This is a genomic window from Pseudomonas syringae, assembly GCF_000737245.1.
Classification (GTDB): Bacteria; Pseudomonadota; Gammaproteobacteria; order Pseudomonadales; family Pseudomonadaceae; genus Aquipseudomonas; species Aquipseudomonas syringae_J.
Genome location: NZ_JPQU01000039.1, coordinates 1 through 18,186, shown reverse-complemented (window position 1 = coordinate 18,186; position 18,186 = coordinate 1). Strand labels below are relative to the sequence as shown.

General features: G+C 57.6%; 16 protein-coding genes. 5 read left to right on the top strand and 11 right to left on the bottom strand.

Annotated elements, in window-relative coordinates; translation table 11 throughout:
• Nucleotides 1-60: 60 nt before the first annotated feature.
• A complete protein-coding gene (gene folB / locus IV01_RS11245) occupies nt 61-414 on the top strand; it encodes a dihydroneopterin aldolase (RefSeq protein ID WP_032629052.1) in 354 nt (117 codons plus the stop codon).
• Nucleotides 405-947: a 2-amino-4-hydroxy-6-hydroxymethyldihydropteridine diphosphokinase gene (folK, locus tag IV01_RS11250; RefSeq protein WP_032629050.1), complete on the top strand. Its 543-nt coding sequence runs from the start codon at nt 405-407 to the stop codon at nt 945-947. The genes folB and folK overlap by 10 nt, the downstream gene beginning before the upstream one ends.
• A 126-nt stretch (nt 948-1,073) precedes the next feature.
• On the opposite strand, the gene IV01_RS11255 is transcribed toward folK, so the two are convergent.
• The 11 genes from IV01_RS11255 to IV01_RS11305 all read right to left on the bottom strand — a co-directional run bounded on the left by IV01_RS11255 (nt 1,074) and on the right by IV01_RS11305 (nt 15,356).
• Nucleotides 1,074-2,303, bottom strand: coding sequence for a multifunctional CCA addition/repair protein (locus IV01_RS11255; RefSeq protein ID WP_032629049.1), 1,230 nt, complete (start codon nt 2,301-2,303; stop codon nt 1,074-1,076).
• A gap of 107 nt (nt 2,304-2,410) precedes the next feature.
• The gene (locus tag IV01_RS11260; RefSeq protein ID WP_032629047.1) at nt 2,411-3,973 is read right to left on the bottom strand and encodes a SpoVR family protein; all 1,563 of its coding nucleotides are present in this window, start codon (nt 3,971-3,973) and stop codon (nt 2,411-2,413) included.
• The gene (locus IV01_RS11265) at nt 3,970-5,241 is read right to left on the bottom strand and encodes a YeaH/YhbH family protein (RefSeq protein ID WP_032629045.1); all 1,272 of its coding nucleotides are present in this window, start codon (nt 5,239-5,241) and stop codon (nt 3,970-3,972) included. The genes IV01_RS11260 and IV01_RS11265 overlap by 4 nt, the downstream gene beginning before the upstream one ends.
• Before the next feature lie 122 nt (nt 5,242-5,363).
• Nucleotides 5,364-7,286 (bottom strand): PrkA family serine protein kinase, encoded by a 1,923-nt coding sequence (locus tag IV01_RS11270; RefSeq protein ID WP_032629043.1) that lies wholly within the window; start codon nt 7,284-7,286, stop codon nt 5,364-5,366.
• A gap of 287 nt (nt 7,287-7,573) precedes the next feature.
• Nucleotides 7,574-7,894: a thiosulfate sulfurtransferase GlpE gene (gene glpE, locus IV01_RS11275; RefSeq protein WP_032629042.1), complete on the bottom strand. Its 321-nt coding sequence runs from the start codon at nt 7,892-7,894 to the stop codon at nt 7,574-7,576.
• A gap of 212 nt (nt 7,895-8,106) precedes the next feature.
• Nucleotides 8,107-8,988: a symmetrical bis(5'-nucleosyl)-tetraphosphatase gene (locus IV01_RS11280; RefSeq protein WP_032629041.1), complete on the bottom strand. Its 882-nt coding sequence runs from the start codon at nt 8,986-8,988 to the stop codon at nt 8,107-8,109.
• Complete coding sequence (apaG, locus tag IV01_RS11285) at nt 8,988-9,368, bottom strand: Co2+/Mg2+ efflux protein ApaG (protein WP_032629039.1); 381 nt, start codon at nt 9,366-9,368, stop codon at nt 8,988-8,990. The genes IV01_RS11280 and apaG overlap by 1 nt, the downstream gene beginning before the upstream one ends.
• Nucleotides 9,369-9,483: 115 nt before the next feature.
• The gene (gene rsmA / locus IV01_RS11290) at nt 9,484-10,290 is read right to left on the bottom strand and encodes a 16S rRNA (adenine(1518)-N(6)/adenine(1519)-N(6))-dimethyltransferase RsmA (protein ID WP_032629038.1); all 807 of its coding nucleotides are present in this window, start codon (nt 10,288-10,290) and stop codon (nt 9,484-9,486) included.
• Nucleotides 10,287-11,276: a 4-hydroxythreonine-4-phosphate dehydrogenase PdxA gene (gene pdxA, locus IV01_RS11295; RefSeq protein WP_032629036.1), complete on the bottom strand. Its 990-nt coding sequence runs from the start codon at nt 11,274-11,276 to the stop codon at nt 10,287-10,289. Before pdxA ends, rsmA begins: the two co-directional genes overlap by 4 nt.
• On the bottom strand, nt 11,273-12,595 hold the full coding sequence (locus IV01_RS11300) for a peptidylprolyl isomerase (RefSeq protein ID WP_032629125.1): 1,323 nt from the start codon (nt 12,593-12,595) through the stop codon (nt 11,273-11,275). Before IV01_RS11300 ends, pdxA begins: the two co-directional genes overlap by 4 nt.
• Nucleotides 12,576-15,356 carry an LPS-assembly protein LptD gene (locus IV01_RS11305; protein WP_032629034.1) on the bottom strand — a complete coding sequence of 927 codons (2,781 nt, stop codon included), beginning with the start codon at nt 15,354-15,356 and terminating at the stop codon, nt 12,576-12,578. The genes IV01_RS11300 and IV01_RS11305 overlap by 20 nt, the downstream gene beginning before the upstream one ends.
• Nucleotides 15,357-15,485: 129 nt before the next feature.
• Between IV01_RS11305 and IV01_RS11310 the strand changes: the two genes are divergently transcribed.
• From IV01_RS11310 to IV01_RS11320, 3 genes are all read left to right on the top strand, one after another.
• Nucleotides 15,486-16,511: an aminoglycoside phosphotransferase family protein gene (locus tag IV01_RS11310; RefSeq protein WP_032629032.1), complete on the top strand. Its 1,026-nt coding sequence runs from the start codon at nt 15,486-15,488 to the stop codon at nt 16,509-16,511.
• Between the two features lie 63 nt (nt 16,512-16,574).
• Nucleotides 16,575-17,246: an N-acetylmuramate alpha-1-phosphate uridylyltransferase MurU gene (gene murU / locus IV01_RS11315; protein WP_032629031.1), complete on the top strand. Its 672-nt coding sequence runs from the start codon at nt 16,575-16,577 to the stop codon at nt 17,244-17,246.
• Complete coding sequence (locus IV01_RS11320) at nt 17,247-18,011, top strand: DnaJ domain-containing protein (protein ID WP_032629029.1); 765 nt, start codon at nt 17,247-17,249, stop codon at nt 18,009-18,011.
• The last annotated feature ends 175 nt before the right edge of the window (nt 18,012-18,186 follow it).

Sequence of the window (18,186 nt, the reverse complement as noted above, 5' to 3'; positions counted from 1 at the left end):
GCTGGGAAGCCCTGATTCTAACGGCGCATCGCGCCCTTGTCGTGCAGTGGAGAGTGGTGCTTGGACAGAGTGTTCATTGAGGGTCTGGAAGTGGATACCGTTATCGGCGCCTACGACTGGGAGCGGGGCATTCGCCAGTGCCTGCGTCTGGACCTGAGTTTTGCCTGGGACAACCGACCTGCCGCAGCCGGGGATGACCTGAGCAAGGCGCTCGACTACGCCAGCGTGTCCACACGCATCCTGGAATTTGCTGACAAGGCGCAGTTTCAGTTGGTGGAAACCTTTGCCGAGCGTCTGGCTGAAGTGCTGATGAGCGAGTTTCAAATCCCATGGTTGCACCTGAAGCTGACCAAGCCTGGTGCCGTTGCAGCCGCTAAGGGTGTGGGCGTGGAGATCGAGCGCGGATGTCGCTGACAAGGGTTTACCTCGGCCTGGGCAGCAACATAGAGCGCGAAAAGCATCTGGTTGCAGGGCTCGAAGCGCTGGACGGGTTCGTCAGTGAAATGACGTGCTCGGCGGTGTTCGAGAGCCAGCCGGTCGGGATCAAGAGTGGTCTTTTCTTCAATCTGGTAGTGACCGGTTACACCGAGCTGCCGTTGATGGAGCTGGATCGCCGCCTGAAATTCATCGAGGCCGATAACGGCCGCTACGCGCCCGACCGCAAGGGTCTGCCACTGGATATCGATGTGTTGCTGTATGGCGAGCAGGTCGGCAACTTCGACGGGCTGATCCTGCCCCGCGCCGAGATTCTCAAGAATGCTTTCGTATTGTGGCCTCTGTCGCTGATCGCGCCGGATCGGGTGCATCCTGAGGCGGGGGTTTCTTTCGAGAAGTTATGGGCGGATGCGCAGATTGGACAGCTGCTGTGGCCGGTTGCGTTCGAGTGGCGGGGGATGCAGCTGACGCCTCAAGACTTACTACGGGCTTGGCCGCGGAAGACGCACTAGTCCTTTGTGGGAGCGAATTCATTCGCGAATAGGCCAGTACTTTCAACGCATATTTGTCGTTAGGAATACCGTTTTCGCGAATGAATTCGCTCCCACAGGGGCATCAATCCGGGTTGAGCCCTGCACTCAGCTGTTGTACTGCGCCTTGTAGATTTTCAACGCATCAAGACGTTCGACTTTGAGTGCCTCGCCCAGCGCCATGCCTTGCAGACCTTTCTCGATCAGTGGCTGAACCGATACCGCCTTGGCGGCTTCGGCGGCGCCGCGCAGGTAGTCAGCCTGGGGATAGTCACGCTGTTCAAAGCCCTCTCGGCCTCGGGCGTCCATTTCGCAGGCGATGATGAAATCTTCGAAGCGCTGCGGACGGCGATATACGTCAAAGCTATGCAGTAGCTCAAGCACGGTGGACGGCTTCAATTCCAGGGCCCTGTGGCCATGGGTGTGGTACTGACCCACCAGCAAAGCTAATTCCTGACAATCCCTTGGCACCTTGAAGCGGCTGTTCACCGCCTTGATCAAGGGCAGGCCCGTATGCTCGTGGGCAATGTGCCGGGGCCAATCGGCCTCCGGCGTCAGGCCCTTGCCCAGATCATGCAGCAGGCAGGCCCAGCGCACGCTCAGCGGTTGCTGATGGATGGCAGCCTGTTGCAGAACACTCAAGACATGCACGCCGGTATCGATTTCGGGATGATGCGCGGGGGGCTGTGGGACACCGAAAAGAGCGTCCACTTCAGGCAGCATTTCCTTGAGTGCGCCGCAGTCGCGCAACACCTGAATGAACACCTGAGGATGACTTTCCATGAGCGCGCGGGAGATTTCCTTCCAGCTGCGCTCCGGTGTCAGGGCATCCAGTTCGCCCGATTCGCTCAGTTGACGCATCAGCTCCAGGGTCTCTGGGGCGACGGTGAAACCCTCCGGTGCGTAGCGAGCCGCAAACCGCGCAACCCGTAGCACTCGGAGTGGATCTTCGGCGAACGCCGGTGATACGTGACGTAAAACGCGTGCTTCCAGATCGTGCTGGCCGCCATAAGGGTCGGTGAGATTACCCTCTTTGTCTTCAGCCATCGCGTTAATGGTCAGGTCGCGGCGGATCAGGTCTTCCTCGAGGGTGACTTCGGGGCTGGCGTGGAAAACAAAGCCGCCGTAGCCGCGCCCGCTCTTGCGTTCAGTGCGGGCCAGGGCGTATTCCTCGCCGGTCAGCGGATGAAGAAATACCGGGAAGTCGGTACCGACAGGGCGATAGCCTTTGATCAGCATTTCTTCAGTGGTCGCGCCGACGACAACCCAATCGACATCAGTCACCGGTTTACCCAAGAGACGATCGCGCACAGCGCCACCGACTTTATAAATCTGCATAAAAAACCTCCGTAAGCGCGACAGGATAAACCTTTGTCGCCCTAACGGAGGCAAAACCGATTTGGATGGGCGTGAGCGGTAGAGAAATACCGCTTCACGGTCTGCGTTTAGAGGTGAACCACGGAGAGGTCAAGTCGGGGATATTCTCCGTCGGGATGGTCACTTTTGGGGGGGACGTGATGGGTCTTCATCACCTGATCCCCTTGCAGGGTTTCCAGGTGAATATCAAAGCCCCACAAGCGATGCAGGTGTTTGAGGACTTCGTCGGTGGATTCCCCCAAAGGTTTACGGTCGTGCTGTTGGTGGCGCAGGGTCAGCGAGCGGTCGCCTCGGCGGTCGATGCTGTAAATCTGCACGTTAGGTTCGCGATTACCCAGGTTGTACTGAGCGGCCAGGGTTTCCCGGATGATCCGGTAGCCCGGTTCGTCATGGATTGCCGGGACCAGCAAATCATCTTTCTGATCGTCATCCATGATGCTGAACAGCTTCAGATCGCGGATCACTTTCGGTGACAGATATTGCAGGATGAAGCTTTCGTCCTTGAAGCTGCTCATGGCGAATTTCACGGCGGTGAGCCAGTCTGTGCCGGCAATTTCGGGGAACCAGTGGCGATCTTCGTCGGTAGGCTCTTCGCACATACGGCGGATGTCGCGGTACATGGCAAAGCCCAGCGTGTAGGGATTAATGCCGCTGTAGTAGGGGCTGTCGAAACCGGGTTGATAGACCACGCTGGTGTGAGAGGTCAGGAATTCCATCATGAAACCGTCAGTTACCAGCCCTTCGTCATACAGGTCATTCATCAAGGTGTAGTGCCAGAAGGTGGCCCAGCCTTCGTTCATCACTTGCGTTTGGCGCTGAGGGTAAAAGTACTGGGCGATCTTGCGCACGATCCGCACCACTTCACGTTGCCAAGGCTCCAGTAGAGGCGCGTGTTTTTCGATGAAGTACAGGATGTTTTCCTGAGGCTCGGCCGGGAAGCGGGCATTGTCTTCCTTGCTGTTCTTGTCGGCATTCTTAGGGATGGTGCGCCACAGATCATTGATCTGTTTCTGCAGGTGTTCCTCCCGGTCCTTCTGCCGGCGTCGCTCTTCTTCGGCAGAAATGGGATACGGACGCTTGTAGCGGTCGACGCCGTAGTTCATCAGCGCATGGCAGGAATCGAGCAAGTCCTCCACGGCGTCGATGCCATGGCGTTCTTCGCATTGCATGATGTATTGCTTGGCGAACACCAGGTAATCAATGATCGAGCTGGCATCGGTCCAGGTGCGGAACAGGTAGTTGCCCTTGAAGAAGCTGTTGTGCCCGTAGCAGGCGTGGGCCACGACCAGTGCTTGCATGCAGATGGTGTTTTCTTCCATCAGATAGGCGATACACGGATCGGAGTTGATAACGATTTCGTAGGCCAGACCCATCTGACCACGGGTGTAGGATTTTTCGGTGCTCAGGAAGTGCTTGCCGTAGGACCAGTGGTGATAGCCCAGCGGCATGCCTACCGAAGCATAAGCATCCATCATCTGTTCAGCGGTAATGACTTCAATCTGGTTGGGGTAGGTATCCAATGCATAACGCGCCGCGATACGGCTGATTTCGCGGTCGTAGGCCTGGATCAGTTCGAACGTCCACTCTGAGCCCGTGGATAAGGGTTGGCGCTTCTGCTCTCTAGCGGTCATGTCACTAACCTGCGCTGGAAGAGTTCACGGAATACCGGATAGATATCACCGGCAGAGACCAGCTGCTGCTGGGCAAACGTGTCGGCAAAGGCCTCACCGATGCGTTCGTATTCAAACCACAAGGCCTGATGTTCCCGTGGGGTAATTTCCACGTAAGTGTAGTACTGCACGAACGGCATGATTTGTTTGATCAGGATATCGCGGCAGATCGGTGAATCGTCATTCCAGTTATCACCGTCAGACGCCTGCGCGGCGTAGATATTCCACTCGTTGGTGGGATAGCGCTCAGCCATGATTTCCTGCATCAGCTTCAGGGCGCTGGAAACGATGGTGCCGCCGGTTTCCCGCGAATAAAAGAACTCTTCCTCGTCTACTTCCCGGGCGCTGGTGTGGTGACGGATGAACACCACTTCGATCTTGTCGTAGTTCCGTTTGAGGAACAGGTACAGCAGGATGAAGAAGCGTTTGGCGATGTCCTTGGTGGCTTGGGTCATGGAACCGGAAACGTCCATGAGGCAGAACATCACCGCCTTGGAGCTGGGGTTGGGCTGTTTGACCAGCAGGTTGTATTTAAGGTCGAAGGTGTCCAGATACGGCACGCGACGAATTCGGGCCTTGAGTCTGTCGATTTCGACTTCCAGATCCTGAATATCACCGAAGTTATCCGGCTCTTCGCGTTTGAGCCGGTCCAGTTCGCTGACCGCTTCCTTGAGTTTGGCGCGGCTGCTGCCGGACAGGGCAATGCGACGCGCGTGCGCGGAACGCAGGGTGCGGATGATGTTGATGCGTGAGGGATTGCCTTCGTTACTGATGCCAGCGCGAACGGTTTTGAAGGTATCGGTACCGGTCAGGTTACGTTTGACCAGATTAGGCAGCTCCAGATCTTCGAACATGAATTCCAGAAACTCTTCCTGAGTGATCTGAAATACAAACTCGTCCATGCCTTCGCCAGAGTTACTGGCTTTGCCGGGTCCTTTGCCACCGCCGCCGCCTTGAGGGCGAGCGATGTGCTCACCGGTGGTGAATTCTTTGTTGCCTGGGTGAACCACGGTCTGCTTGCCGCCACGACCGTGATGGAGCACCGGCTCGTCGATATCGCGACCGGGAATGCTGATTTGTTCGCCATGCTCCATATCAGTAATGGAGCGGCGGCTGACGGCTTCTTCGACTGCTTTCTTGATGTGATCACGGTAGCGCCGCAAAAACCGCTGACGGTTTACCGTGCTCTTGTTCTTGCCATTGAGACGTCGGTCGATCACATAGCTCATCTGGAGCCCTCCGGGCAGCTTCAAGTTGTGAGCTGCAAGCTGCAAGCGAGTGCGCATCAACTCCCGAGCCGGGACTCAACCGCTTTTCTCTTGCAGCTTGAAGCTTGTAGCTTGCGGCTGCTCTACTGCGACTTCCGGACCCGTAGGTACCATTCGGAAAGAAGCCGTACCTGTTTGTCGGTGTAGCCCCGCTCGACCATCCTGGTGACAAAGTCGTTGTGCTTCTGTTGATCCTCTTTGCTGGCTTTGGCGTTGAAGCTGATAACCGGAAGCAGGTCCTCGGTGTTGGAGAACATTTTCTTCTCGATAACCACACGCAGCTTCTCGTAACTGAGCCAGGTCGGGTTCTTACCATTGTTGTTGGCTCGGGCACGCAGTACGAAGTTGACGATTTCGTTGCGGAAATCTTTCGGATTGCTGATGCCTGCCGGTTTTTCGATCTTCTCGAGTTCTTCGTTCAGTGCCACACGGTTGAGGATTTCGCCGGTTTCCGGATCGCGATATTCCTGATCCTGAATCCAGAAATCCGCGTACAGCACGTAGCGGTCGAAGATGTTCTGACCGTATTCGCTGTAGGACTCCAGGTACGCCGTCTGGATCTCCTTGCCGATGAACTCGATATAGCGCGGTGCCAGGTATTCCTTGATGAACCGCAGATAACGCTCGCGGGTTTCGGCCTGGAACTGCTCCTGCTCGATCTGTTGCTCCAGCACATACAGCAGGTGCACAGGGTTGGCAGCGATCTCGTGAGGGTCGAAGTTGAACACTTTGGACAGAATCTTGAACGCGAACCGTGTGGACAGCCCGTTCATGCCTTCGTCTACGCCCGCACTGTCGCGGTATTCCTGAATCGACTTGGCTTTCGGATCGGTATCCTTGAGGTTCTCACCGTCATACACGCGCATCTTGGAGTAGATGTTGGAGTTTTCCGGCTCTTTGAGGCGCGACAGGGTGGTGAACTGCGCCAGCATCTTCAACGTATCAGGCGCGCAATGGGCTTTGGACAGGGAGCTGTTGAACAGCAACTTGTCGTAAATCTTGATTTCATCGCTCACGCGCAGGCAGTACGGTACCTTCACGATGTAGATCCGGTCGATGAAAGCCTCGTTGTTCTTGTTATTGCGGAAGCTGTGCCATTCCGATTCGTTGGAGTGGGCCAGCAAAATACCGGTAAACGGAATCGCGCCCAAGCCCTCGGTACTGTTGTAGTTCCCTTCCTGAGTGGCAGTGAGCAATGGGTGCAGCACCTTGATGGGCGCCTTGAACATCTCGACGAATTCCATCAGACCCTGGTTGGCCCGGCACAGCGCGCCAGAGTAGCTATAAGCGTCGGCGTCGTTCTGTGGGTATTCCTCGAGTTTACGAATATCGACCTTACCCACCAGCGCTGAAATGTCCTGGTTGTTTTCATCACCCGGCTCGGTTTTCGCGACGGCGATCTGGTTGAGGATCGATGGATAGAGTTTGACCACTTTGAACTGGCTGATATCGCCCCCGAACTCAGCCAGACGTTTGGTCGCCCACGGCGACATGATGGTGCTCAGGTAGCGACGCGGGATGCCGAAGTCTTCTTCGAGAATTGCACCGTCTTCGGTGGCATTGAACAAGCCGAGGGGCGATTCAAAAACCGGAGAGCCTTTGATCGCGTAGAACGGGACTTTTTCGATCAGTTGTTTGAGTTTTTCAGCCAGCGATGACTTGCCGCCACCGACCGGGCCGAGCAGGTAAAGGATCTGTTTCTTCTCTTCCAGGCCCTGAGCGGCATGGCGGAAGTAGGAGACGATCTGGTCAATGCATTCTTCCATCCCATGAAAGTCTGCAAAGGCCGGGTAGCGGCGAATGACCTTATTGGAAAAGATCCTCGATAACCGGGAATTGGTCGAGGTATCAACCAGCTCCGGCTCGCCGATAGCAAGCAACAGTCTTTCTGCCGCAGACGCGTAGGCGCTGCGATCCTGCTTACAGAGCTCTAGATACTCCTGTAGGGAGAGCTCCTCCTGCCGTGTCGATTCAAAGCGTTGTTGGAAGTGGCTAAAAATACTCATGACGTCACCTCGCTCGATACGTAGAGCCGGCGGCGGATCGTCAGTCGATGTTGGCAGCAGCTGAGTATCCAGCCGCCATTGAACCCCCCAAACACCATAAAAGTAGCTACCGATGACCCACGCGCCGGTGTACCGGCTCTCCCCTGATTACGGATGGCCTGAGGCTAAGGATAGTTCGGAATCGGAAAGATAAAGAAGTGAAGAGCAGAAAGTCAGGCAGACCGTTCGTCAGTTAGGGCGCGAACCCGCGCAGCACGCGGGATCAACTGAAATAAAAATATTTTTCGTCAGCCTTGCGAGATTTCGTTCGGAAAGGTGCTGCGCCACAGCTCGAAACCACCGTCCATGCTGTAGACGTCGGAGAAGCCCTGGCTCACGAGGTAAGCAGCGGCGCTTTGGCTGGAGTTGCCGTGATAACAAACCACGACCACTGGCTTGTCCAGGTCCGCGTTGCGGATAAAGTCGGCGATGGAGTGGTTATCCAGATGTTGAGCGTCAGGGATGTGATTGCTGGCGAAAGTCTGGGGGTCGCGAACATCCACCAGCACCGCGCCTTGCTCACGCAGGGTCTGAGCCTGTTCTGGGGGAATGCGTTTGAATTCGGTCATGGTTGGCTCCTTGAAGATTCTGTTGAACAAGGTCTGTGGGGATTCTGTGTTGTGCCACAAACATATCTCTCGCAGGAGAAACGCGATCTCATGTGGGAGCGGTGCTTGCCCGAGATGAATGATACGCGGTGTGTCAGATGGTTGGCATTGTCTCCATCGCGGGCAAGCACCGCTCCCACAGAGTGTTGCGTTGTCCTGTTGAGGTCTTGATTTTAGCGCCTGATCACGCCAGCGGGGTTGTGCAGAATGGTTCTGGTCGCTCCGGTTTGTGCATTGCCGTGGTCGTCGCAATCGCACAGATGCCGCTCAAGCGTATCGACATTGAGCATCGTCATCGCAGAGCCCCACACGCAGCCGGTATCCAGCGCGTACACATTGGGCTCGTCACAGCGGCCTTCCAGTGCAGCCCAGTGACCGAAGATGATTTTCACTTCGCTGGTCTTGCGGTCCTTGTGCTCGAACCATGGCGCATAGCCCGGCAGGGCGGTGTCGGCGCCTTCCTTGCCTTTGAGGTCAAGCTTGCCATCGCTGGTGCAGAAGCGCATCCGGGTGAAGTAGTTGGTGATGACCCTCAGGCGAGTCACGCCGCGCAAATCACTGTCCCATTTACTGGGCTCATTACCGTACATGCCATCCAGGAACGGCTGATAGAGCGCGTCATCGTGCAGAGCGTTTTCCACCTCGGCGGCGCACTTCAGGGCTTTCTTCAGCGACCATTGAGGAGGTATCCCGGCATGGACCATCGCCACGTTGCGCTCGGCGTCGTAGTGCAGCATTTTTTGCTGACGCACCCATTGCAGCAGGTCGTTGCAATCCGGCGCCTCAAGAATCTCGCGCAGGGTGTCACCCTTCTTCAGGCGCTCAATGTTGCGTGAGGCAGCGAGCAAGTGCAGGTCGTGGTTGCCGAGTACGCAGACCACCGATTCGCGGATGCGGTACAGAAAACGCAGGGTTTCCAGAGACTGGGGGCCACGGTTGACCAAGTCTCCCACTAGCCAGAGGCGATCCTTGGCTGGATCGAATCTCACATGTTCCAGTAGGCATTGCAGTGGTTCGAGGCAGCCTTGCAGGTCGCCGACGGCATACACCGCCATTAGTGAAGGGACCCCGGAACTGCCAGGCGAAATGGTGCGATGACAGCGTCGAAGCGTTTACCGTCTTCGGCGAGCATTTGATAAGTGCCCTGCATGTTGCCAACTTTGGTGGTCATGACCGTGCCGCTGCTGTAGGTGTGGCTTTGGCCTGCATCGATCAACGGCTGTTGGCCGACCACGCCTTCACCACGGACTTCTTCCACGTGGCCGTCACCATCGGTGATCACCCAATGCCTTGAAAGGAGCTTGGCAGGCAGCTCGCCGCTGTTGTGCACCGTAACGGTGTAGGCAAAGGCAAAGCGATTGTGCTCGGGCTGGGATTGCTCTGCGAGGAAGCGAGTGACGACGCTGACGTCGACCTGATATCGGGAATCGGACATGCAGAAGGCCTTGGAAGCGAATGCGGATAAAACCGGAAAGCCCGGTGGAATCAGTCTAGGACATGTAGACGATAACAGACGAGCTGTACTTTGATCGTCCACATGTCCCGCAAGGTCATGCCTGGGCGGGTTTTTCGCTGAGTTTATCCGCCAGACGGACGAACGCGGCGAGGTCAAGCTGCTCAGGACGCAAGCTGCCATCAACGCCGGCGGCCTCGATATCATCGTTGCTGAGCAGCAGTTTCAATGTATTGCGCAGGGTTTTACGGCGCTGATTGAAGGCTTCCCGCACCACGCGCTCAAGCACACGGTGGTCCTTGGCGGGATGGGGCAGTGTTTCGTGGGGTACCAGGCGGACAATGGCGGAATCGACTTTCGGCGGCGGATTGAAAGCGCCGGGGCCGACATTGAACAGATATTCGACCCGGCAGTGGTACTGAACCATGATCGACAGTCGGCCATAATCACCGCCGCCTGGCGCTGCTGCCATGCGCTGAACCACCTCTTTCTGCAACATGAAGTGCATGTCGCGGATCAGATTGGCGTTCTGCAACAGATGGAAAATCAGCGGCGTGGAGATGTTGTAAGGCAGGTTGCCCACCACCCGCAGACTGGCAGCGGGTGCATTGAGGCTGGTGAAGTCGAACTTCAGCGCGTCGCCCTGATGCAGGTTGAAGTTGGGTTTGGTGCCGAACTGGTGGATCAGGATCGGGATCAGGTCCTTGTCCAGCTCGACGACGTCCAGTTGTGCGCCACTGCCCAGCAAGCCTTGGGTCAGAGCACCCTGGCCCGGGCCGATTTCCAGCAGGCGCTCTTCCGGGCGGGCATGGATGGCGCGCAGGATTTTGTCGATCACGCCCGCGTCATGCAGGAAGTTTTGTCCAAAACGCTTGCGCGCCTTGTGTTGGAATTGCTCGGTCATGTAGGGGTCTCGGCCATCTGATAGGCGGTTTGCAGGGCCACTTGCAGGCTGCCGGTGTCGATCTTGCCGCTGCCTGCCAGATCCAGGGCCGTGCCATGGTCAACAGAGGTGCGAACAATAGGCAGGCCCAGCGTCACGTTGACCGCGGCACCGAAGCCTTTGTATTTCAGCACCGGCAGGCCTTGGTCGTGGTACATCGCCAGCACCGCGTCGCAGTGCTCCAGATATTTGGGGGTAAATAGAGTGTCGGCAGGCAGTGGGCCACGTAGATTCATGCCCTCGCTGCGCAGGCGCTCCAGAGTGGGTTCGATGATGTCGATTTCTTCGCGGCCCAGATGCCCGCTTTCTCCGGCATGTGGGTTGAGCCCGCAAACCAGGATGCGTGGCTGGGCAATACCGAATTTGCTGACCAGATCCGCGTGCAGAATCCGGGTTACCCGCTCAAGTCGCTCTGCGGTGATGGCATCGGCCACATCGCGCAGCGGCAGGTGAGTGGTCACCAGCGCAACCCGCAGGTCGCCGGTCGCCAGCATCATGACCACTTGCTCGGTGTTGGTCAGCTCGGCGAGAAACTCGGTATGCCCGGAAAAGGCATTGCCGCCTTCATTGATCACGCCCTTGTGTACGGGGGCCGTAATCATCCCGGCAAAGCTGCCGTTCATGCAGCCTTGTCCGGCGCGTGCCAGGGTTTCCAGCACGAACGCGCCGTTGGCTTTGTTCAACTGGCCGGTGACGACGGGAGCTTGTAGGGGCGTATCCCAGACATACAGGCTGCCAGCAGGCGCGGGCAGGTCGGGGAGAGCATCAGGGTTTACACGAATCAGGTCGACAACCACACCCAGCTGGACGGCCCGCTCGGAGAGCAGGTCGCAGCTGGTAATGGCAATAAGGGGGTGCGGCTGAGGCTGGGTGGCGAGTAGCAGGCAAAGGTCAGGACCAATGCCGGCCGGCTCGCCGGGTGTCAGTGCGAAACGCTTTGGTTTCACTGTGCAGCCTTGTCAGCGCCAGGCAGTTTGATTTCAACATAGGCTTCGTCACGGATCTGACGCAGCCATGTTTGCAGCTCTTCGTCGTACTTGCGGTTACGCAGTGCGAGAAGTGCCTGTTGATCGCGGGCCTGGTCGGTGGCGTCAGTGGAGCGACGGCCGAGAACTTCCAGCACGTGCCAGCCGTAAGCGGTTTTGAACGGTTTGGACAAGGTGCCTTGCGGTGTCTCGTTCATGACCTGACGGAATTCCGGAACCAACGAGTTAGGATCAACCCAGTTCAGATCGCCACCGTTGAGTGCTGAACCCGGATCTTCCGAGAAGCTCTTGGCCAGGGTGGCGAAATCATCGCCGTCCTTAATGCGGTCGTAGATTTTCTGCGCCAGACGTTTGGTTTCTTCTTCGCTGCGGATCTCGCTTGGCTTGATCAGGATGTGACGCACGTGAACTTCATCGCGCATCTGTGCCTGACCCTGACCGCCGCGTTTTTCCAGCAGTTTGAGGATGATGAAACCGCCTGGGGTCCGAGCTGGAGGGGTGATATCGCCAACCGGCATGGAACCCAGCATGTCACCGAATGGAGGTGGCAACTGAGCAGCTTTACGCCAGCCCATGTCGCCGCCTTCCAGCGCGCTTTCGCTTGCTGAGTTGGCGATCGCTGCCTGACCGAAGTCAGCACCTTGCTTGAGTTTGCCGTACAAATCCTGAGCCTTGCGCGCAGCGGCCTGGATCTGGTCCGACGATGCGCTGTCAGGTGTTGCGATCAGGATGTTGGCGAGGTGGAACTCTTCGGACAGCTGAGCCTTGCCCTGGCCTGAAGCCAGGAAGTTCTTCACTTCCTGTTCGGAAACCTGAATACGCTCCGCAACCCGGCGCTGACGCACCCGGCTGATGATCATTTCCCGGCGAACCTGCTCGCGAGCATCGTTGAAGGAGAGACCGTCATGAGCCAACGCGGCGCGGAATTGCTCCACGCTCATGTTGTTGCGCTCGGCAATGGTACCAATCGCCTGGTTCAGCTCTTCGTCTGTGATGCGAATGCCAGAGCGCTCGCCCATCTGCAACTGAAGGTTTTCCAGGATCAGACGATCCAGAACCTGCGGTTGCAGTGCTTCGGCAGGCGGAACGCCCGAACCGCGTTTGGCGATGGTCTGTTGGACCTCGCGGACACGCTGGTCCATCTGACTCTTCATGATCACGTCGTTATCGACGATGGCAACCACGCTGTCGAGCGGTTGAACCGCAGCTTGCGCTGCGGTCCCCAGGAGTAACGCGCCCAGCATCAGCGGGCGCAGACAATCAGAAAGCTTGGTCTTCACGTTCACGGTAACCTTGAATGCCTTTGTCGAGGAAACTCTCTACTTTGGCGCCGGTAACGCCACCAAGTCCCTTCAACACGATTTGTAGGAATACGCCGCGGTCGCCTTTTTCGTTCTGAGGGGCTTCCTGGCTGAACTCGTCGTAGTCAACCCAGTAACGGCTGATCAGGCGCAGCTTCCAGCAGCAACTGTCATATTCGAAACCACCGAAGGCTTCGAGTGTGCGGTTGCGGTTGTAATCGAACTGCCAGCGGCTGATCGCGCTCCATTGCGGCACGATTGGCCAGATGACCGAGAAATCGTGCTGCTGGATCTTGTAGTAGTCCTTCACGTAGCCCGGTTGCCCTGGCGTGCCGTAGTCACCACCACCCACGCTCCAGCGACCGGTATTCTGGTCGTAGCGGACCAGGTCATTGCGGTAGCGGTAGCCGAGGTTGACGATCTTGTTCGGATTGTCTTCAGGCTGGTAGCGGAACATCGCGCTGCCCGAACGGGTGCTGCGGCTGTCCGGGTCCCAGTTGAAGTCCGAATTAACACGCCAGTCGCGGTTGAAGCGGTATTCGTATTCCAGTGCGTATGGCGAGACGTTCGCTTGTGCGTCGTCGCGATCCTTGAACACTACGCCCGGCAGTTGCACTTCACGATCCTTGAAGTACAGCGCCTGACCAATGCTGAAGCGTTGGCGTTCAAAACCGTTGTCTTCGATCCAGCGGTTGGTCACGCCCAGCGACAGTTTGTTTTCGTCGCCGATACGGTCGGAGCCGACGAAACGGTTGTCGCGGAACAGCGAGCTGTAGTTGAAGGTGGTTTCAGCGCTGTCGAATACCGGGATGTCGGTCTGATCTTTCTCAGGAACATAGAGATAGAACAGGCGTGGTTCCAGGGTCTGGCGATAGTCCTTGCCGAACCAGTTGGTATTGCGGTCGAAGTACAGACCGCTGTCTACGCTGAAGATCGGCACGCTGCGGCTTTGGCTGCTGCTGTACTCTTCGTCGGCAAGCAGGGACGTTTTGCCCTTGCTGTCCAGATCCAGATCGTACTGGGTGTAGACGTATTTCAGCTTCGGCGTCAGGAAACCGTAGCTCCAGTTCATCGGCAGACTGACCGATGGAGCCAGGTTCAGACGGTCACCGTTGGCGCGGGCCAGGCCTGCAACGTTGTTGTCTAGGCGCGGCGAAACGTTGCCGTCCTGGTCAACATAGCTGCCGTTGCGCAGGTCCCGGTCAAAGCGGACCGCTTCGGTCTGGTAATCGAACTGCAGACCACTCGGGTTGTACGGCAGAGAACCATTGAAGGTGATCTGCGGCAGGCGGTTGTACGGTGTGATGTTGGAAACCGTCGCCAGCTTATAGGACTGCGCGTTCAATACGGCGGCGAAGGTGTCGCCACGGTACGTCAGGGAGCCCTGCTGGTTCAGGAAGTCATTGGTTTTTACGCCGACCTGATCGGTTTCCAGATCCTGGAAGTAATACGGATCGCTGATGTCGGTGTAGTCGACCTGTGTCAGCCAGCGCGAATCCAGGCCGCCCTTGTGCTGCCAGTTCATCATCCAGCGAGTGTCTTTATAGTCACTCTGCCGGCTGCGCTCGTCATCGTCGTCGTTGAGGTATGCGCCGCCAAACTGACCTTCGCTGCTTTTGGTCAGGTAACGGAATTCGCCTTCCATCAACAGGCCGCGCTTGCTCATGTAACGAGGATAGAGCGTGGCGTCGTAGTTCGGTGCGAGGTTGAAGTAGTACGGCGTGACCAGCATCAGGCCGGTATCGCTGCTGGTGCCAATGGATGGCGGCAGGAAACCGGATTGGCGACGGTCATCGATCGGGAAGTAGATATACGGCGTGTAGAGTACCGGTATGTCTTTGACCCGAAGGGTTGCGTTGGTCGCAGTGCCGAAACCGGTAGCCGGGTTCAGCGTGATGTTGTTGCCCTTGAGTGTCCACGCATTGCTGTTGGGTTCGCACGTGGTGTACGTGCCGTCCTTCAGACGAATGATCGCGTTCTCGGCACGCTTGGCGTACAGGGCGTTACCGCGGATGTTCGATTTGTGCAGGACGTATTCCGCGTTGTCGATCTGGGCTTCGCCGGTATCGAGCTGTATTTCGGCGTGGTCGCCGACGATAAGGGCGTCGTTGTCGCGCAGACGGACGTCACCGTTGAGCGTGCCACGGTTCTCGGCCTGATAGAGACTCGCTTCCTGAGCCTGGACCTGCCTGCTGCCCTGACGCATGACGACGTCACCGGCCAGGGAGGCAACCTGTTGCTCCTGCTCGTAACGCGATGCCTTGGCGCCGATAAACATCGGCGCGTCTTTCATCGGCGTCTTGTCGTCCATGCCCGGACGAATCGGCTCGACATAGGCACCCGAGCAGTACGGGCCTGTTTCGGCCAGTTGCGCAGGAGTCAGCTGTTCGCGAGGAACCCAGTCGAGGTGGCTGTAGTCAGCACTACGCGACTTCAGGCCACGGCCTTTGGCTTCGGTAACCAGCTTGGCCGCAGGAGCAGACGGTTCACTGGCGGTGGAACTGCTGTCCGAAGTGACCGTGCCGTTCGAGCTGACCGACGTCGTGCTATGCACGGGACGTGGCGGCAACTGGGCGGCATTGGTTTTTGGAGCACAATTCCAGGCGCCCGAAGCAGACACTGAACAGTCATACTGTTCCGCTGCGACCGCGAACGGAGTGGCTAGAGGTTGCATCGCCAGCAAACTGCCGGTTATGAGCAACGGAAATTTTCTACGAAACGCGGGGGATTTCAATGCCATCTTATTAATCCGGGCTTCCTGCGCGCCATCTGCCCGCGGGGGGGCCGCACGCCTCTCGATGGGCTGAAAAAGATGTCGGATAATAAAGCATGACCCGCTTGACGGCTAGCGCCGTCGGAGACCCTAGCAATGCCAGATCAAGATGTACGCCTGCAACACCTCAAACTTTGGCTCGATGAGCAACTGCCAGCGCTCTTCGCCGCTCAAGGCTGGGGCGCGATACCCCCGGCCACGTTGACTGCGGCCAGTAGCGATGCAAGTTTCCGCCGTTACTTCCGCTGGGAGGGCGGTGAGCAAACTTTTATTGTCATGGATGCGCCACCGCCCCAGGAAAACTGCAAACCGTTCGTGGATATCGCTCGTTTGCTGAAAAAAACCGGCATTAACGTTCCGCAAATTTATGCCGAAGACCTTGAACGAGGCTTTTTGCTGCTCAACGACCTGGGCCGCAAAACCTATCTCGATGTGATCGACGCAGAGAATGCAGATCAATTATTCGCCGATGCCTTCGATGCGCTGCTGGCCTATCAGCAATTGCCTATGGATGCGCCATTGCCCAGTTATGACGTGGCGTTGCTGCGACGGGAGCTGGAATTGTTTCCAGAGTGGTACGTGCGTAAGCACCTGGGTATCGAGATGGACGCGCAACAGCTGGGCCTTTGGCAGCAAGTCAGCGCTCAACTGATCGACAGTGCATTGGCGCAACCCAAAGTATTGGTGCACCGCGACTACATGCCGCGCAATCTGATGCTCAGCGAACCCAATCCCGGTGTGCTGGATTTTCAGGATGCGGTATACGGGCCTGTCACTTACGACGTGACGTGTCTGTTCAAGGACGCCTTTCTCAGTTGGCCTGAAGAACGGGTGCATGCGTGGCTGGAAACTTATTGGGGCAAGGCGCGTGCGCTGGGGATCCCCGTGCAGGATGAGTTCGCCGAGTTTCTGCGCGCCAGTGACTTGATGGGCGTACAGCGGCATTTGAAAGTGATCGGTATTTTCGCGCGCATTTGCCATCGCGATGGCAAGCCGCGTTATCTGAGCGACGTGCCGCGCTTCTTTGCTTATATAGAGGCCGTATTGGCCCGGCGTCCGGAATTGTCAGTGCTTGGGCAGTTGCTGAGCAGCCTGCAGCAGCCGACGAGCGAGGCAGTGTGAATCCCCCGGCGATATGAAGGTCATCATTAAAATAAGGCTATTGATTGTGTTGACGAGGCATGTATGAAAGCGATGATTCTCGCTGCTGGAAAAGGCGAGCGGATGCGCCCGTTGACCCTGCACACCCCCAAACCGCTGGTTCGGGCCGGTGGCGTGCCATTGATTGAATACCATGTGCGCGCCTTGCAAGAGGCGGGGTTCCATGAGGTGGTGATCAACCACGCCTGGCTCGGCCAGCAGATCGAGGATTACCTGGGTGACGGAGAGCGCTTCGGGCTGCGTATTGAGTATTCGCCGGAGGGTGAGCCTCTCGAAACCGGTGGCGGCATATTCCGTGCGTTGCCGTTGCTGGGGGATCAGCCTTTCATGGTGGTGAATGGCGATATCTGGACCGACTACAACTTCAGGGCCTTGCGCATGCCGCTGGCGGCTCTGGCGCATCTGGTGCTGATCAAAAATCCTGCGCATCACCCAGACGGCGACTTTTCCTTGATCGACGGGCAGGTGCGTGACTCTCGGGATGCAGGCACGCGGCTGACCTACAGCGGCATTGCCGTGCTGCATCCGAAGCTGTTTGCCGGTTGCCGGGATGGCGCATTCAAGCTGGCACCGCTGTTGCGTGCCGCCATGGATCAGGGGCAGGTCACGGGCGAGCATTTCACCGGACGTTGGGTCGATGTCGGCACTCACGAACGGCTGGCCGAAGTCGAGCGCTTGCTCGTGGCGGGTCGCTGAATGCTTTGGCCAGGTACGGTACTAGGCGCTGGCGCTGGATTTGCCATCGCCAGCATTCCCGGCGCTCTGCTGGGTGCCTTGCTGGGACAGGCCCTTGATCGACGGCTGGCGCTGCAAAACTGGGCGCAATTGCGTGAGTGTCTCGGCGGTCGAGCAATGCCCAGGGATGACGAGCTGCTATTTGTGCTGCTGGGGCGTCTGGCGAAAAGCAATGGGCGGGTGGTGGAGCAACATATTCAACAGGCCCGGGTAGAAATGGGCCGTATGGACATGAGCGAATCCGCGCAGCGTCGAGCCATCGCAGCATTTAATCGCGGCAAGGACGGGCGGGACAGCTTGCGAAGGTTTTTGAGCTCCCGCAAAACCCAGCCCCACGCCGCCGAAGGCCTGCTTCGTGCCTGCTGGCGCATGGCATGGGCCAATGGCAAGCCATCTCGTGGCGAGCGGGAGTTGATTGTGCTGTGGGGCAAGTGGCTGGGCTGGTCGGCTGCGAAGGTCGAAGCCCTGGCGGCCGAGCATGAGCCAGCAAGAAACCACTTGGCCAACAATAGCGGTAGTTATCAACAGGCGCTGAAGTTATTAGGTGTACAGACTGACAGTGAGCCGGCGCACATCAAGCGTGCTTACCGCCGCCTGCTCAGTCGTCATCATCCGGACAAAATCGCTGGCTCCGGCGCGAGCCAGATGCAGGTTCGCGATGCCACTGACCGGACACAGGATCTGCATAACGCCTACAAAGTGATCAAAAGCCGACGTGGATTTTGAGAGTAGCGCGACGCTCTGTAGGAGCTGCCGCTGGCTGCGAAGGGGTATTTCTGAAAGACCGCTTTCGCAGCCTTCGGCAGCTCCTACGGATTGCATCCAGTAATACCGAGTAAACGTTTTTCGCGGGCAAGCCCGGCTCCAACAGGTTGGTGATTGTTTGTGGGAGATTCTATGT

Excerpts from the sequence above, each read along its gene's own strand:
- IV01_RS11310 (WP_032629032.1), top strand. The coding sequence starts at position 15,486 with ATGCCAGATCAAGATGTACGCCTGCAACACCTCAAACTTTGGCTCGAT.
- IV01_RS11260 (WP_032629047.1), bottom strand. The coding sequence starts at position 3,973 with ATGACCGCTAGAGAGCAGAAGCGCCAACCCTTATCCACGGGCTCAGAG.
- apaG (WP_032629039.1), bottom strand. The coding sequence starts at position 9,368 with ATGTCCGATTCCCGATATCAGGTCGACGTCAGCGTCGTCACTCGCTTC.
- IV01_RS11320 (WP_032629029.1), top strand. The coding sequence starts at position 17,247 with ATGCTTTGGCCAGGTACGGTACTAGGCGCTGGCGCTGGATTTGCCATC.
- IV01_RS11280 (WP_032629041.1), bottom strand. The coding sequence starts at position 8,988 with ATGGCGGTGTATGCCGTCGGCGACCTGCAAGGCTGCCTCGAACCACTG.
- rsmA (WP_032629038.1), bottom strand. The coding sequence starts at position 10,290 with ATGACCGAGCAATTCCAACACAAGGCGCGCAAGCGTTTTGGACAAAAC.
- IV01_RS11270 (WP_032629043.1), bottom strand. The coding sequence starts at position 7,286 with ATGAGTATTTTTAGCCACTTCCAACAACGCTTTGAATCGACACGGCAG.
- IV01_RS11255 (WP_032629049.1), bottom strand. The coding sequence starts at position 2,303 with ATGCAGATTTATAAAGTCGGTGGCGCTGTGCGCGATCGTCTCTTGGGT.
- IV01_RS11265 (WP_032629045.1), bottom strand. The coding sequence starts at position 5,241 with ATGAGCTATGTGATCGACCGACGTCTCAATGGCAAGAACAAGAGCACG.
- murU (WP_032629031.1), top strand. The coding sequence starts at position 16,575 with ATGAAAGCGATGATTCTCGCTGCTGGAAAAGGCGAGCGGATGCGCCCG.
- folK (WP_032629050.1), top strand. The coding sequence starts at position 405 with ATGTCGCTGACAAGGGTTTACCTCGGCCTGGGCAGCAACATAGAGCGC.
- IV01_RS11305 (WP_032629034.1), bottom strand. The coding sequence starts at position 15,356 with ATGGCATTGAAATCCCCCGCGTTTCGTAGAAAATTTCCGTTGCTCATA.
- glpE (WP_032629042.1), bottom strand. The coding sequence starts at position 7,894 with ATGACCGAATTCAAACGCATTCCCCCAGAACAGGCTCAGACCCTGCGT.